The following is a 16,231-nucleotide window of genomic DNA, read 5'->3' on the forward strand; positions in this document are numbered from 1 at the left end:
CTGGAGGAGAGAACCATGCACTGCCCAGTTTGCAAAGAAGTACTGTTGGTAATGTCGGAACGTCAAAACGTTGAAATCGACTATTGCCCGCAATGTCGAGGTGTTTGGCTTGACCGGGGAGAACTCGACAAGATCATCGAGCGTAGCCAGCAGGAAGAACAAGAAGCTCGTTTTCTTCCACAGAGCGTATCTCAGTCGCTGCAAGGTACACCTCCGTCTGAACCTGTGTATGCCCAGCCGTCTTCTGGCCACCATGACAACAAACGCGGCACTAAGCACGGCCACTCCGCGCCGCAGCCTGGTCACGGTGGTGGTTGGCGGGACGGATATCAGAACGGCCATCAGAATCAGTCGAGGCATCAGGAAGAGCAGGTTTATCATAAGAAATCGTTTTTACGGGAAATTTTCGACTAATATTTGCTTGGATACAGCGATCCGCTAATCAGACTCCAGCCGGAAGATTTGATCAGCCGGCTGTAGCTTTTTCGAAACCCGGTATCCGGTATTCAACCAGTTTAGTAGAGCGGTTCCTCAGCCACTAGCGGGCCCGAAAATCCTGTAAAACCGTCTCTCCCCTTGACTTGCTCATCCCAATTACCGGGTAGGCGCTGCGTCGGTCACCTGACTCCATTCCGAGCGATCCCACGGGCATACCGAAGGCAGCTATTCCGTCCAGATTGGCTCGTCGACTTAGTTCAGCAATTTGTGTGACCGGAACATGGCCTTCGACGAATTTCCCACTTACAACTCCCGTGTGGCACGACGCCAGATTTACGGGTACGCCGAGCTTCTCGTTCATATCGCTAATGTTGTTTTCCATATAGTCGACCACTCCTTCAGATAAGCGATCCACCTGGTCCAGCAGCCACAGTTAGGGGCTTTGTAGACGGCAATTGATTACGCTGCCTGTAACAATGAGGCTGCATTTAGCGTTGCAACGAGTGCAATGACTTGAACGGTCTTTTTGAATGAATTCATGGCTGATGCTACTTAACGAAGAGAAAGAGAGGAGGAGTTAGCGTGCATAGCCTCACCGACGGTGGCCAGATGGCCGTGACTGGGGTTCAGTTCCAGCCGCTGGTTGATGCGCTGCGCGACGTGGTTCTCGGGCAGCAGATTATTCAAGCCGATGAGACACCTGTGCAAATGCTCATGCCGGGAACTAAGAAAACCCACAGTTCTTATATTTGGTCCTATGCCACCAGCCAGTTCTCGGACGCGGCAGCGGTGGTTCACGACTTCAGCCCTAGCCGCGCCGGAGAACACGCTCGCAACTTCCTGAATGACTGGAAGGACAAGCTGGTCTGCGATGATTGTGTCGGTTACAAAGCCAGCTTCGAACTAGACGTGACCGAGATCGGGTGAATGGCTCATGCGCAACGTAATTTCTTTGAGCTGCACGCTAAGAATAAAAGCACGCTTGCGGAGCAAGCTCTGCGTTATATCCAGTTGTTGTACGAAATTGAAAGCGAAGTCGCGATCTGGGGCCGGATTTACGACTCCGAATACGGCAAGAAAAAGCTGTACGGGTGATGAATATGCTGCACGCCAGGTTGATTGCCTAGCGTGACCTCGTGCCTGAAGTCTCAGCCATCAGCAGAGCACTCGATTACAGTCTCGAACGCTGGGCAGCGCTGTCGCGCTACCTCGATGACGGGGCTGTACCCATAGACAATAACTGGGCAGAGAACCAGATCCGATCATAGGGCCTTGGGCGCAAGAACTGGCTCTTTGCAGGGGCCTTACGCAGCGGAAAACGTGCGGCAGCGATCATGAGTCTGATCCAGTCTGCGCGCCTGAATGGTCATGATCCGTATGCATATCTGAAGGATGCTCTCACGCGGCTGCCGACGCAGCGGGCGAGTGAAATCGATCAGTTGCTGCCGCAATCTTTTTAATCACGCAAGGCGTGATGCCCGGACGCTTATGGCGATACTCAAGCTAATGCAAAAGTTCTGACGATTGAGCAAGTGTGACGGCTTAACCCGACGGCAAGGGGAGGTGTCGAATATCGTCAACCATCAACGCAAAACGCCGTAATCGTTTCAATATGTAGCTTTCACTGTAGAGTTTAAAAGCGTTATGCAATGAGCTTGCAAGGTATCTAGAGAGCCGGAGTGATTCACTTGCTCGCCTTCAGAGATCATAGAGTATGCGACCTTTAAGTCACGACCGTATTGTCCACTCCATGGCATGCTTAGGCTTCATGCCCCGGTAGATTTATCATATCCACACGCAACTACATGGATATGTGCGCCGTGGCACCGTCACGTAGTTCGTCTCACCAGATTATGAGAGTATCAACTGATAAAAATCCACGTTCCTTGAACTACACTTTATCATCGGCAACTACGTTACTCACAAATACCTAAAGTGAAAGCGGGTCTGAACGCTTCCACATACATTGGACACTGAAATCCAGCTTGTGGATAAGCATTATCGAGCGCTGTTTCGGGGGGGTATGGTGTTTTTTCGCACCACGGTTTTGGACCGGTAGGCGAGTTGAAAGCTTCGATTAGCAAGTTTTTTGCGCGCCGAAATGTATATCCGACGCGGTAGGCCAGAAGCGCCAAGTGAAAGACAAACTTGGATGAAACCTGAAGTGCCCGTGAGTCGGCGAAATCACAGGAGCGTATGTGATTGCTTCAAGAACAGCACGCTAGCGTTTTTCTAGAACATATCCTACGCCTCTGAGTGTATGTATCAGTTTGTTTTCAAAAGGATCATCCATCTTGGCTCTTAATCTTCTAATTGAAACTTCTACAACATTTGTATCGCAGTCGAAATTCATGTCCCATACCTGAGATATGATCTGTGTACGACTCAGGACAATTCCCGTATTTCTCATTAAATAGTGCAGAAGTGCGAATTCCTTCGTTGTTAAGTCGATACGCTGACCGTCTCTAAACGCCCTATGACGGCTTTGATCCAGCTCCAGATCGGCTACGCGAATGATCTCAACAGATGCTGGATTATCAGACCTGCGCATCAGTGCGCGAACTCGAGCAAGCAGTTCCGGGAATTCAAAAGGCTTAATTAGGTAATCATCTGCACCATTCTCTAGTCCTCTGATTTTATCAACCAAGCGACTTCGAGCAGTAAGCATCATAATTCTACAAAGACAATTGTTTCTTCGCAACAATTCAAGTACCTGCCACCCATCCATCTCCGGCAGGTTGATATCTAGGATGATTAACTCGTACATATGTTGTTTGGCCAGAAAAAGCCCGTCGTATCCGGTATGTACGCAATCCACGATATAACCGCTCTCCGTAAGGCCTTGGCGCACATATTCGGCAGTTTTTACTTCGTCCTCAATTACCAGAATTCGCATTGGATTTTGTCTCGATATGACTGAGCTGTTTTAACTACGCGAATGCGCTGTCATCATTGGCAGGAATGATAATTCAAAACCACTTGGGTGGGGGCTAAATAACGTACTTGTAATCAGTGAGCAATACACTTGATAACATCGCGATATATTATATCGTGGCTCGGACCAACCAGTTGCGGGTTATTTCTCTACTGCTGAATTGACCTTATGAAATGTTGGGTTGTTTTTTTTATTATGGCCATTTTATTCCGTGCAGATGAGGGCGATTTTTCTCATGCTGAAGAAGGCGGTCACTGGTGCAGTCATGAACTCCATCGGGACGCGGTGCGCGTACTCGAAGATTTACTCGAATTTTAGGTAAAAAAAAGCGCCCCAGGGGGGCGCAAAATATTCACCTTTTACCAAAGGAGCATTTAAGCAACTCAAGGTGAATTCTTTAAGCTCGCTATTTTTGTTTTAGGCGAGTCACATGAATAAATCGATCTTGTTTAGGGCTCACAGTATCGAAAGTGGATATTCAACGATCAGGCGTACTTCATCCAAGTCCGATTCGAATGCAGTGGCACGAGTATTTGCTTGACGTAATCGCAAGGAAAGATCTTTCGCCGCACCTGTTTGTACGACGTATTTGACTTCAATATCACGCTCCCAACGTTTTTGATTCGTGAGCGGATCGCCGTTACCATCAGTGCGCATATAGAATTGATTGGCGTTCGAATAGTCTGCACCAGAACCTCTGGCATAACGAGTCATGAACGATAGCCCCGGAATACCGTAGCTGGTCATGTTCAAGTCGTAGCGCAGCATCCAAGAGCGTTCCTTCGGTGAGTTGAAGTCGCTGTACTGTATTGAGTTGTCAACGAAGATTGAGTCTGATTGACGAAGGTAGTCGAAGTCGTCATCGCCATTGTTTCGCTGATGAGACAGTGCAAGAGTATGCGCACCGTACCGGACGCCGAGCTTGGCGCTCCATATATTGTTGTCGAATTCGCCCAGGCGCTTCTTGCCTTCATCTACAGCTTTGTAGTAGTTGAATCCGCCGATAAGCGTCAAATCATCGCTGAGTGGGTAAGTGAGGCTGCTACCGGCATAGTATTGATTCCAAACATCCTTCAATTGGCTGGCGTAAAGGCTCACCGTGATGTTGTCGTTGACTTGGTAATCACCGCCGCCGTACCCAATCCAAGGCGAGTTGACCGGGCCGGCATAAAATGTGGCAAAGTTATCGTTCAAGTTGCTGGAACCAGGCTGGCTCATCGCATGCAGTCGACCACCCTGCAAGGTTAGGCCTTGAATGCTACTATTTTCGACCGTCACGCCGCGGAAACTTTCAGGGAGTAAGCGAGAATCTCCCGATGCCACGACGGGTGTTGCGGGGAAAACATCTCCAACCTTTACGACAGTATCAAACAGCCGAAACTTCGCTGCTCCACCCACCTTAGTGTATTCATCACGTGCTTCGCCGTCACCGTTAACAGGCAGCACGTCAAAGCTGCTACGGCCACCGTTGCGCCCGCCACCAGTATCAAGCTTGATGCCAATCATTGCAAACGCATCTATACCAAAGCCCACAGTGCCCTGCGTAAAACCAGAGTTGAATTTAGTGATTATCGCATGTGCCCAAGCTTCGGAATAACCGTTGGTATTGCCTTTGCCGCTGTTGAAAGTCGGCGCAGATGCATCACGATTATCACGATTGAAATAGAAGTTGCGGTTTAGAACAGTAAGGCTGCTACCTTCAATAAAACCTTCTGGTTTACCTTCCGCTTGTGCCGTGAGGGCATAGCTTCCAGAAAAAGCTGAAACCGCAGCCAAATACAAAGTTACTTTGTGTCTCATGCGATGCTCCTTTGATTACGGCAGTTTTTATTATGATTTACCTACGCGGGTATAGTCTGTTGTTTTGGCCCGGTGGAGCACTTAGAATAGCGCCTGGGTCATATTTGCAGATCAAAGATAACGAGTCGGTGACGGGGTGATTACAATTCTGTTATCAGGTATTTCCACCGTTGCAGGGCTTCCAGAATCTTTTTCACTAAATCCCTGCGTTTCGCCTGAAAGCTTTCTATTTCGACTATCCCCCCAGGGTTTCTAACGAAATTGTAATTTTATAGCCACCCCTCTGATAGTGATCGCTGATTAGAGTGCCATCACCTGATCCAGAGGAGCTTGGCAGCTGTTTAGGCGTTCTCGCCAAGCTTTATCAAAGTTTGTGCATGAGGACTATCAAAGTGCCCTGGTATAATCACATTGCTTTATCTAAAACCCCCATCTTTCCTTTGAAAGTCTTTGTGTTCTGTATGGTCTTGTCTGGATTGTGGGTGCCTGCCGCATTTGCCCAGAGTCTCAGTCTGGCTGAAGCGCTTTCGACGGCAATAGACGCTAACCCCGATCTTGCAGCAGCACGTCAAGAGATCGGAATCTCTGAAGGAGTGCGCAAGCAGGCTGGACTCATCCCCAATCCTGAAATTTCTTATCAAGTAGAAGACACCCGTCGTAATACCAGCACGACGACTGTCGCGCTTAGTCAGCCGTTAGAGTTGGGTGGCAAGCGACGTGCTCGTGTCGAGGTTGCAACCTACGGTCAAAGCGTCGCGCAGTTAGAGCTGGACCGTCGAGTCAATAGCCTTCGTGCAGATGTTGTTCAATCTTACTACGCTGCTTTGAGAGCTCAGACCGGCTTGAATCTGGCAAAACAATCATTGGAGCTCACCGAACGCGGTCTGCGCATCGTCGATGGACGGGTGCGTGCCGGTAAGTCCTCGCCGGTGGAAGCCACGCGCGCTCAGGTGCAACTGGCTGAAGCCAAGTTACAGGTAAGGCGCGCTGAAACCTTGAAGTCAACGGCTTACCAGCAATTGGCCCAGTTAATAGGCAGTTCGGTCACTGCATTTGATCGTCTTGACTCGCCAGACCTATCTCCCGGCAAGCCGCCGCAAGCTACAGAATTACTGGCGAAGCTCGATCAAACCGCAGATATGCGTCAAGCGCTTGCTCAAATAGATAAGAGCGATGCCTCACTAGGCGCGGAAAAGGCGCAGCGCATCCCGAATCTCACCGTGAGTGTTGGTAGCCAATACGACCGCTCTATTCGCGAGAGGGTCAATGTCGTGGGGCTGTCGATGCCTTTACCGCTGTTTGATCGCAATCAGGGCAACATTCTTTCCGCTTCTCGCCGCGCAGATCAGGCCCGAGACCAGCGAAACGCTGTTGAGCTCAGGCTACGTTCCGAAACTCAAACCGCAGTGAATCAGTGGGCTACCGCCATGCAGGAGGTCGAGTCCTATGACAAGACGATCCTGCCTTCAGCTCAACAGGCCGTGGATACCGCAACTCGTGGATTTGAGATGGGCAAATTCGGTTTCATCGAAGTGCTGGATGCTCAGCGCACCTTGATAGTTGCTCGTGGCCAGTACCTCGACTCTTTGGCGGCTGCGACCAATGCGCGTGCTCAAGTGGAAAGGGTGTATGGCGACGTCGGCTTGACTGCCAATACGCGCTGAACAGGCCAGGCATTTTCCTTGTATGCGTCTTTGAATAAGCCGGTACCTAAGATCAGCAGGAGTAGCAATGGATAACAAACGCAAGATCGCGCTCGCGGTAATCGCTGTGGCAGTCCTCGGATTTGGCAGTTTCGCCTGGAACTCCAGTTCCGAGCAGCCTCCAGTCAGTAAGGCCGAACATGGCACTGAAGATGGCCATGAGAGAACTGCTGTAGCACCTGCTAAAGACGGGGGGGATGAAGGTCACGGTGAGGAAGGCCACAGCGAAAATGCCAATGAGGAAGAGGGCAAGATGACGCTTAGCGCCGAGCAGATTGAGGCTGCGGGCGTCGTTCTGGAAGCAGCTGCTCCCCGTGAGATTAGCACTATTGTGACTTTTCCTGGCGAAATACGGTTTGATGAGGACCACACCGCACATGTGGTACCTCGCGTTCCTGGAGTTGTTGAAAGCGTTCAGGCGAACCTGGGCGAGTCGGTCAAGAAGGGCCAAGTCCTTGCGGTGATTGCCAGTCAACAGATCTCGGATATGCGCAGTGAGCAACAAGCTGCACAGCGACGTGTTGAGTTGGCACGCTTGACTTTTGACCGCGAGAAGCAGTTGTGGCAGGACAAAATCTCCGCCGAGCAAGATTACCTTCAGGCGCGACAAGCTTTGCAAGAAGCTGAAATATCACTGGCCAACGCTAAGCAAAAGGTCGGAGCAATCGGCGCTTCGGTCAATTCTGCAGGCGGTAACCGCTATGAACTGCGTGCGCCTTTCGACGCAGTTGTAGTGGAAAAGCACCTGACCGTCGGTGAGGTGGTCAGCGAGGCAACCAATGCTTTCATCCTGTCCGATCTTAATCAGGTGTGGGCAACTTTCGCGGTTCCTCCTGGCGATCTCGGAAAGGTCGTGACTGGCCGCTCGGTAAAGGTTTCTTCTCCTGACATGAAGGCTGAGGTCGAGGGCAAGGTGGGTTACGTAGGCAGCCTTTTGGGCGAGCAGAATCGTGCAGCGCCCGTCCGTGTCACTCTGACCAATCCCAATGGGGCCTGGCGACCGGGGCTGTTCGTGAGCATCGCAGTCACGTCACAAACTGATCAAGTTGCTGTAGCTGTTCCAGAGTCAGCGGTGCAGACCGTCGAGGAAAAAACTGCAGTTTTCGTGAGGACCACTGAGGGCTTCGACACTCGCAGGGTAACTCTAGGTCGCCGTGCCGGTGGCTATGTGGAAATAACCGAAGGCCTCCAATCGGGTGCCCAAGTGGCAACCAGTGGCAGCTTCACGCTCAAGTCTGAGCTTGGCAAAGCGTCTGCCGAGCATGGCCACTGATGCGAATTTACAGGATGATTTCTTATGTTTGAACGTATCATCAGATTCGCCATTGAGCAGCGCATCGTAGTAATGATCGCAGTTCTAATCATGGCCGGTATAGGTATCTACAGCTACCAAAAACTGCCCATTGATGCGGTGCCTGATATCACAAACGTCCAGGTGCAGATTAACACTGGCGCCCCTGGTTACTCGCCGTTGGAAACCGAACAGCGGATCACGTTTCCAGTTGAAACGGCCATGGCCGGTCTTCCGGGCCTTCAGCAAACCCGATCCCTATCTCGCTCCGGCTTGTCACAGGTCACCGTGATCTTCAAAGACGGTACTGACATCTTTTTTGCCCGCCAACTCATTAACGAGCGTTTGCAGGTTGCAAAGGAACAGTTGCCAGATGGGGTCGAGGCCGTCATGGGGCCTGTATCCACCGGGCTTGGTGAAATCTTCCTGTGGACCGTTGAAGCGGAAGATGGCGCACTCAAAGAAGATGGTACTCCTTACACTCCCACCGACCTGCGAGTGATCCAGGATTGGATTATCAAGCCGCAGCTGCGCAACGTCCCTGGTGTTGCCGAGATCAACACCATCGGTGGCTTCGCCAAGCAGTTTCTGATTGCGCCGGACCCGAAGCGGTTGGCTACCTACAAGCTGACACTTAATGACCTGGTAGTTGCATTGGAAAGCAACAACGCCAACGTGGGCGCCGGTTACATCGAGCGTAATGGTGAGCAGTTGCTCATTCGTGCGCCGGGTCAGGTAAGCAATATCGAAGATATTGCCAACATCGTAATTACCAGTGTAGATGGCACGCCGATTCGCATCAGCAACGTTGCTGAAGTCAGCATCGGTAAAGAACTGCGAACGGGGGCTGCTACTGAGAATGGTCGCGAAGTAGTACTCGGTACCGTATTTATGCTGATTGGTGAAAATAGTCGTACAGTGTCCCAAGCTGTGGCCACCAAATTGACCGACATCAACCGCACCCTGCCGAAGGGCGTGGTTGCTGTGACCGTTTATGACCGTACCAACTTGGTTGAAAAAGCCATTGCGACGGTGAAGAAGAACTTGGTGGAAGGCGCGATTCTGGTAATTGCTATTCTCTTCTTGTTCCTCGGCAACATCCGCGCAGCACTGATCACCGCAATGGTGATCCCGCTGTCCATGCTATTTACCTTCACAGGTATGTTCAACAACAAGGTTAGTGCAAACCTAATGAGTTTGGGAGCACTCGACTTTGGCATTATTGTAGATGGTGCCGTGGTTATAGTAGAAAACGCGATCCGCCGACTGGCTCATGCGCAACACAAGCATGGTCGCATACTCACCAAAGCAGAACGCTTCCATGAAGTCTTTGCCGCTGCAGGTGAAGCTCGCCGGCCACTGATATTTGGCCAGTTGATCATCATGGTAGTGTATCTGCCGATCTTCGCCCTAACCGGCGTCGAAGGAAAAATGTTCCACCCCATGGCATTCACTGTCGTAATGGCGCTGCTGGGGGCAATGATTCTTTCCGTAACCTTTGTTCCTGCTGCTATCGCCATGTTCATCACTGGCAAGGTCAAGGAAGAGGAGGGCGTGGTAATGCGCACCGCCCGACAGCGCTATGAGCCGATACTGCAATGGGTTCTTGGGCACCGGAACATTGCGTTCTCGGCTGCAGTAGCTCTGGTCGTACTTAGCGGTATACTTGCAAGTCGTATGGGTAGCGAGTTCATTCCCAGCCTTAGTGAGGGCGACTTTGCGATGCAGGCTATGCGAGTGCCCGGAACGAGCCTTACTCAGTCCGTCGAGATGCAACAGCGCCTGGAGAAAGCGGTAATAGCGCAGGTCCCAGAAGTAGAGCGGATGTTCGCACGCTCGGGTACTGCAGAAATCGCATCTGATCCAATGCCGCCTAACGCCTCTGACGCCTACATAATGCTTAAGCCTCAGGATCAGTGGCCAAATCCCAATAAGCCTCGTGATGAGCTGATCGCTGAGGTGCAGAAAGCCGCAGCAGGTGTCCCGGGAAGCAACTATGAGTTGTCCCAGCCGATCCAGTTGCGTTTCAACGAGCTGATTTCGGGCGTGCGTAGTGACGTTGCGGTGAAAGTTTTTGGCGATGACATGGACGCGCTCAACAGCACCGCCAACAAAATCGCGGCATCGCTTAAAGCGGTACCGGGCTCATCGGAGGTCAAGGTTGAGCAGACTTCCGGCCTTCCTGTGTTAACCATCAACATCGACCGCGAAAAAGCAGCACGCTACGGTTTGAACATCGCGGATGTGCAAAACTCAATTGCTATTGCTGTGGGTGGCCGCCAGGCAGGTACATTGTATGAGGGCGATCGTCGGTTCGATATGGTGGTGCGACTGCCTGAGACCGTGCGCACTGACGTAGCGGGTATGTCCAGCTTGCTGATTCCTGTGCCTGCTAATGTTGCTCAGGATGCTAATCAGATAGGGTTCATTCCTCTGTCCCAAGTCGCTAATCTTGACTTGCAGTTGGGCCCGAACCAGATCAGCCGCGAAAATGGGAAACGGCTGGTAGTAGTTAGTGCAAACGTTCGAGGCCGTGACCTAGGCTCGTTCGTTGAAGAAGCGACTAAGTCGCTGGCTACTGTGCAGATCCCAGCAGGCTACTGGACTACCTGGGGTGGCCAGTTTGAGCAGTTGCAATCAGCAGCCAAGCGTCTGCAGATCGTTGTTCCAGTCGCATTGCTTCTGGTCATGACACTGCTGTTCCTGATGTTCAACAACTTGAAGGATGGCATGCTGGTCTTCACCGGAATTCCATTCGCACTCACCGGCGGTGTAGTTGCACTGTGGTTGCGGGATATCCCGCTGTCTATCTCGGCGGGAGTTGGCTTCATTGCGCTGTCCGGTGTGGCAGTTCTAAACGGCCTGGTTATGATTTCTTTTATCCGCGGGCTGCGGGAGGAAGGACGTACCCTCCGGCAAGCGGTAGATGAAGGCGCGTTGACACGGTTAAGGCCCGTTCTGATGACAGCCCTAGTCGCATCCCTCGGATTTATCCCGATGGCTCTCGCAACAGGTACCGGTGCTGAAGTTCAGCGGCCACTGGCGACAGTGGTGATTGGCGGGATTCTTTCGTCTACCGTGCTTACTCTGTTGGTGCTTCCTGCTCTGTATCAATGGGCACACCGCAAAGATGATGATGGTGATGAAGCGGGTAGCTGATAGCCCATAACAGAAGCCCACAGCAACGTTGTGGGCTTTTCATTCTGGATATTGTTGTCACCTTTCAAAATTGTAAGTTTACCGTCATGCCGGTGATGCCTGTGAGTTGATAAGGTTACTCCCAATAAGATTGATATTGAGAGGACCTTATGAAAAAGCTTATCATTGCGGCAGCCCTAGCTGTTTTGCCTATAGTTTCACAAGCTACTACGTTTTCCGAAAAGAAGCAGTTGCAATATATTCAGGAACATCAGAACGCCGTGGCTAGCTATGCGGCGAAAAATAATAAGCCAATACCAGAGATTCAGGACTACAAGTATGGAATGAAGATTGATGTTGCAAAATTTGTGCGTCAGTCCCAGGATCCCCGTACTTGCGAGGTGTATCAACGGTTGATGACCTACGAAGACTCGCGGGGTGAGCTTAATACGATTCGTTATTCTTTGTTTTCCCAATGTGTCAACAACAAAAATTGAATGCATCGATAGGATTTTTAGAGGCCATAGAAAAACGCCAGGCGATGCCTGGCGTTTTCTATGGTCCTTGACATGTTTTAACCAAAGATTGTCAGTCCTTGCCCCCCTCCCCAAAAGTAAGTCAAGTCCAGCTAAAAAATTTAGGCCGGCGAATTTGCACTCAGAAGCAGCGAATTTTGAAAAAAACTGATTTCTGTGACATCCAGGCAAAGCATGAGCACTGACTCAGTCGAAGTGCGGCTTGATAAGGGTGTTTATTGGAAAGTTTATAATTGGCTCGGGGCTTAGGCTTACTTAAAGACTTAACTCCGGATAATTGCTTTAGGTGAGTCCTCAGGCTTTGAACGAAAAACGAAAGTCGATGGTGTGGCAGCAAGTTCTGGGTCGTACTAGCTTGCTACCCAACCAAAAATAAACACTGAATATATGGGCTTAGCTCGACGACACGTACGTTTAGCAGGTTGCTTCTTGTTTAAACTGATGGGCGCTCGTGAGAAAATGGATCACTGGTTGGTAAGTTGATACTTAATTGGTGTAATTATTGGTGTCGTTACTGGTTTTCATGTTTTGAGAAAGTGCTTAATTGTCCAAGATCTAAAGTGCCATCATGTATATGCTCTTATCAGAATTGTAATCTCTGGATCATGCTAGAGTTATTTGTTCAGTTTATTATTAGGGTTTTTTGGTGTTTGTTGGGTGGCACAGCTATTGTCGAGGTGCTGCATCATTTAGTTCTGAAATTACATGCAGTTCACTTTTTTTTCACTTCGGGTTGTTTAGTCTTTGTAGATGGAAAATACAAGCATGTCGATCATAGCTTTGCTTATTCGTTATCTAGGCATTGGATTCGTAGCAACCGGGGGGCACTATTTTGTATTTCTCCTGCTTATTGTAAATGGAGTTACTGATCCAGTGTTAGCCAGCGTTGGCGGAGGCGTGATAGGCGCTATTATTAGCTATATTGGTAATAGAAGGCTCAGTTTCGTGGCGACGGGAATTTATAAGCTTCAACCTATCAGGTTTGTACTTGTCTCGTTGGCAACTAATATCGGTAATGGTGTAGGTATGTGGGTTCTGATTAAATTCAATCTCTCACCGCTTGTCTCTCAGATTTTAGTGACTTTAACCCTAACTGCGCTCGGATTCACTGCGCATCGTTTCTGGACATTCAATCATGCGGACATCACATCGGCTTTCCGAACGCGCTGACCCCTTGTTAACAATAGTGGTTCCTTGCTTTCAAGAAGAGCAAACCATTCCGGAATTTCACAAGCGCATCACCAGAGTTGTAAAGCGCCTGCCTGTTTCGTGCGAGATTCTCTATGTCGACGATGGTAGTAGCGATCAAACTGCAGACCTACTTCGACACTATCAAGATGGATCAAATGTACGATGCCTGTTCCTAAGTCGGAACTTCGGAAAAGAGGCTGCGTTAAGTGCAGGGATCGACCATGCACGCGGTAGCGCATTGATCTTCATTGATGTCGACCTTCAGGATCCACCTGAACTCATCTCGAGTATGGTATATCATTGGCAGATGGGTTACGACGTTGTGAACATGCAACGCGACTTGCGAACTGGCGACTCCTGGCTAAAACGCACGAGTGCACGTAGCTATTACTGGATCATGCAGCGCCTGGTGGAGAAAGTTGATCTTCCGGTGGATGTCAGTGACTTCCGTCTGATTGGTCCTGCTCCATTGGCCGCCTTAAGAGCGCTGGACGAACGCTCCAGAATTCTTAAGGGTTTGATCGGCTGGGTAGGCTTTCGCACCATTGAGTTACCCTACAATCGCACTTCCCGTCATGCCGGCAATACCAAGTGGAACGCCGCTAGCCTGCTGGACCTAGCCATCGAAAGTATTCTCAGCTTCTCCCGCAAGCCGCTTCGTATATTCAGTCTCATTAGCTTCAGTTTCTTTGTCTCCAGCATCTGCTACCTGCTCGCAGTACTGGTAGCAGGCTCCTTTGACATCCATCACCTGCTTGTCGGAATTGCTTCATTCATGTGCGTGGGTGTTGCACTGGTGGGCGAGTACGTAGGCGTAACGCTCGCGGAGGTCAAACGCCGCCCCCTTTATTTTCTAAATAGTAATAATGAAGCGCGACCCATGACTATTCATCCTCCGGCTTCCTCACTCGAGGGTAAGAAATGCTGAATTTGAAAAGCGAGCGAACATTGTGGTTCATCCTGAGTTCGATTCTGCTTTTGCGTCTCCTGGGGCTGGGCGTATATCCCCTGATGGATACCTCTGAAGCACGCTACGCTGAAATGGCACGCAAGATGGTTGAACTGAGTGACTGGGTGACTCCGATGTTCGATTACGGAGTTCCATTTTGGGGCAAGCCACCGCTGTCTTTCTGGACCCAAGCGGCGAGCATGACGGTATTCGGCACCAATGAGTTTGCTGCTCGATTCCCAGCCTGGTTTCTCCACTTGGCAAGCTGCTTCATCATCATCAGGCTCGCGACACAGGAGGTATCGCGCAAGGCGGGCATTTGGGCAGCCATCATCTTTTCCGGCACGGCGCTGGGCTTGGTGTCCAGTGGTGTTGTGCTGACTGACCCCGTTTTATCGTTCTCGATCCTGTTGGCCAGCTATGGTTTCTGGCGTTGGATGAAGTGCGCAGGCAAAGGGGATGCCTACCTTATGTTCTTAGCTCTCGGCTTGGGCCTGCTTGCTAAAGGGCCACTGACCTTGGTACTGATGGGCGCGCCAGCATTTTTTTGGATCGTCATCTACAAGCAATGGAATCGGGTATTGAGGCTTCCTTGGGTAACGGGGATTGCTCTCATGTTAGGTATATCAGTGCCTTGGTACATTGCAGCCGAAATGAAGACGCCGGGTTTCCTTGAGTATTTTTTTGTCGGCGAGCACTGGAGCCGATATGTTGTAAGTGATTGGGCCGGGGATCTCTACGGGAGTGCTCACGCCAAGCCCTACGGCACCATATGGATTCAGCTTGGCTTAGCGTTGCTTCCTTGGACTTTCTTTCTACCCCTCGTTATTAGCAGGCGTGGGACGATGCAGCGCTTCGATGTATACCTTTGGCTTTGGGCATTGGCGACACCTGTTTTCTTTACTTTCTCTGGTAACATTCTCTGGACCTATCTTCTTCCTGCTCTGCCTGCATGGACGCTACTCCTTGCCGAATGTATCAGCGAAGTGGGCAGAAAGACTGCTTGGGCTGCTGCAGCGAGCGCTCTGATGCTGCCAGTCGCGGGCGCCGGTATTATCTATAACGGTGTGCTTGAGGATCGTCCTCAGAACCAGCGAGATTTAGTGCAGGCCTGGCTGGATGTGCAGTCGTCTCAATCGGGCCCCCTGATTTATCCTGGCCGCCGCTCGTATTCGTCGGAGTTTTATAGCCGGGGAATGTCCAAAAGCATCAAAGATCCTGACAAGTGGCCTCGCGACAGATCGTTCTACCTTTCCAGGCGTTTGCGCGACAGCGATTCTGATCTACCTGTAGACGTTGGTTGCAAAATAATCACTGAAACGAACGCGAGCCAACTGCTTCTATGCCGCTGGAAGGACACTGCACAGGATGGTGAAAATATTCTAGGAGATAGTGCTACTGGCTCCCGTTGAAAGTAAGAGCCCGGCGAAGAGAGTATTTAAATTTCTAGCTGCTTTTCAGTTTAAAGTGAATAATCCATCTCAGGATTTATCTTTGATGCTGAAAAATTATTTAATAAGTACAATTAGGGAGAGGTTGCTAAAAAGCCAGATATTAATCTGGCTTTTTGTCGATGGCTTTGATCGTGTTAATTGTTTTTTACTGTCTCTTAGTTGTCGACTTGCTGCTAATGCCCTTAGGTTCTTTCTGTTTTTCTTGAGCAATTTTCTGCTTACTTTTCTCCGATACATCAGGACCCCATAGACGAGCTTGCTCGGCTCGGAAGTTATCTTTGAAATTTTTGGTTCGCTCGAAACCGTCTTCAGCAAAAGCGGAACTCATAAATCCAGTCAGTACGATACCAATAGAGAGGAGTTTTATGAATTTCATTGTGCCCTCGATGTTTACTAGGTCTGCTTAACTAGCAGCCTTTGTGGTTTGATAGTTTAGGATTTTGAAGCTAACAGCAGGGTGAGGGAATCATTACAATTTCGTAATTTATGCGTTTGGTGAAACGGTATAAATTTTGTGTTTGTGAAAGCTCCGAAGCAGGCTATTTTTCTTTCATAACCTTTAATGTGATATCTAAGCCATTGATGTTTTTGGATTTTTTGCCACTAGTGGAAGCTAGCCATAAACGATCTAAAGACTGTGTAGCAGCGATTGGATATTTTTGTTTACGCATCGAAGCTAACGGCTAGATTAGCTGGCATCTCAAATGCGGCGCCGTTGGCGGTTAGTCAAACTGGCTGTCGAATTTTTTTGACTCCGTCTGTGGTTCACTCAGAGGGGCGTGAAAGAGTTTAAGGC

At 50.0% G+C, this 16,231-nt stretch carries 12 protein-coding genes and 1 pseudogene; 9 read left to right on the forward strand and 4 right to left on the reverse strand.

The genetic code is table 11. The annotated features are described in order from the left end of the window. Positions 1 to 15: 15 nt before the first annotated feature. The gene (locus AC3WKX_RS11855; RefSeq protein WP_073844972.1) at positions 16 to 414 is read left to right on the forward strand and encodes a TFIIB-type zinc ribbon-containing protein; all 399 of its coding nucleotides are present in this window, start codon (positions 16 to 18) and stop codon (positions 412 to 414) included. A gap of 124 nt (positions 415 to 538) precedes the next feature. Here AC3WKX_RS11855 and AC3WKX_RS11860 read toward each other — a convergent pair whose 3' ends face one another. Further along, positions 539 to 820 (reverse strand): DUF411 domain-containing protein, encoded by a 282-nt coding sequence (locus tag AC3WKX_RS11860; RefSeq protein WP_181125140.1) that lies wholly within the window; start codon positions 818 to 820, stop codon positions 539 to 541. A gap of 233 nt (positions 821 to 1,053) precedes the next feature. Here AC3WKX_RS11860 and tnpC point away from each other — a divergent pair. Then, positions 1,054 to 1,898 (forward strand): annotated as a pseudogene (tnpC, locus tag AC3WKX_RS11865) (IS66 family transposase); the annotation flags it as partial. 761 nt (positions 1,899 to 2,659) lie between these two features. Here tnpC and AC3WKX_RS11870 read toward each other — a convergent pair. Together AC3WKX_RS11870 and AC3WKX_RS11875 are read right to left on the reverse strand one after the other, a co-directional pair. Next, positions 2,660 to 3,334, reverse strand: coding sequence for a heavy metal response regulator transcription factor (locus AC3WKX_RS11870; protein WP_019818115.1), 675 nt, complete (start codon positions 3,332 to 3,334; stop codon positions 2,660 to 2,662). A gap of 495 nt (positions 3,335 to 3,829) precedes the next feature. After that, entirely contained in the window at positions 3,830 to 5,173 is a 1,344-nt protein-coding gene (locus AC3WKX_RS11875; protein ID WP_024073368.1) for an OprD family porin, read from the reverse strand. Positions 5,174 to 5,565: 392 nt separating this feature from the next. On the opposite strand from AC3WKX_RS11875, the gene AC3WKX_RS11880 reads away from it, so the two are divergent. The 7 genes from AC3WKX_RS11880 (at position 5,566) to AC3WKX_RS11910 (ending at position 15,393) form a co-directional block, all read left to right on the forward strand. Next, positions 5,566 to 6,837, forward strand: a complete 1,272-nt coding sequence (locus AC3WKX_RS11880) for a TolC family protein (protein WP_131672237.1) — start codon at positions 5,566 to 5,568, stop codon at positions 6,835 to 6,837. A gap of 67 nt (positions 6,838 to 6,904) precedes the next feature. Next, the gene (locus AC3WKX_RS11885; protein WP_024073370.1) at positions 6,905 to 8,149 is read left to right on the forward strand and encodes an efflux RND transporter periplasmic adaptor subunit; all 1,245 of its coding nucleotides are present in this window, start codon (positions 6,905 to 6,907) and stop codon (positions 8,147 to 8,149) included. A 24-nt stretch (positions 8,150 to 8,173) separates the two neighbouring features. Further along, complete coding sequence (locus AC3WKX_RS11890; RefSeq protein WP_024073371.1) at positions 8,174 to 11,326, forward strand: CusA/CzcA family heavy metal efflux RND transporter; 3,153 nt, start codon at positions 8,174 to 8,176, stop codon at positions 11,324 to 11,326. 149 nt (positions 11,327 to 11,475) lie between these two features. Continuing rightward, entirely contained in the window at positions 11,476 to 11,802 is a 327-nt protein-coding gene (locus AC3WKX_RS11895) for a DUF2790 domain-containing protein (protein WP_019818112.1), read from the forward strand. A gap of 789 nt (positions 11,803 to 12,591) precedes the next feature. Beyond that, on the forward strand, positions 12,592 to 13,011 hold the full coding sequence (locus tag AC3WKX_RS11900; protein WP_024073372.1) for a GtrA family protein: 420 nt from the start codon (positions 12,592 to 12,594) through the stop codon (positions 13,009 to 13,011). Next, positions 12,977 to 13,960 carry a glycosyltransferase family 2 protein gene (locus tag AC3WKX_RS11905; RefSeq protein ID WP_024073373.1) on the forward strand — a complete coding sequence of 328 codons (984 nt, stop codon included), beginning with the start codon at positions 12,977 to 12,979 and terminating at the stop codon, positions 13,958 to 13,960. Before AC3WKX_RS11900 ends, AC3WKX_RS11905 begins: the two co-directional genes overlap by 35 nt. Next, complete coding sequence (locus AC3WKX_RS11910; protein ID WP_019818109.1) at positions 13,954 to 15,393, forward strand: ArnT family glycosyltransferase; 1,440 nt, start codon at positions 13,954 to 13,956, stop codon at positions 15,391 to 15,393. The genes AC3WKX_RS11905 and AC3WKX_RS11910 overlap by 7 nt, the downstream gene beginning before the upstream one ends. Positions 15,394 to 15,580: 187 nt before the next feature. Here the strand turns inward: AC3WKX_RS11910 and AC3WKX_RS11915 are convergent, their stop codons facing one another. Beyond that, positions 15,581 to 15,811 carry a hypothetical protein gene (locus AC3WKX_RS11915; protein WP_019818108.1) on the reverse strand — a complete coding sequence of 77 codons (231 nt, stop codon included), beginning with the start codon at positions 15,809 to 15,811 and terminating at the stop codon, positions 15,581 to 15,583. Positions 15,812 to 16,231: the final 420 nt, after the last annotated feature.

Source organism: Pseudomonas sp. GP01-A4, from assembly GCF_058780865.1.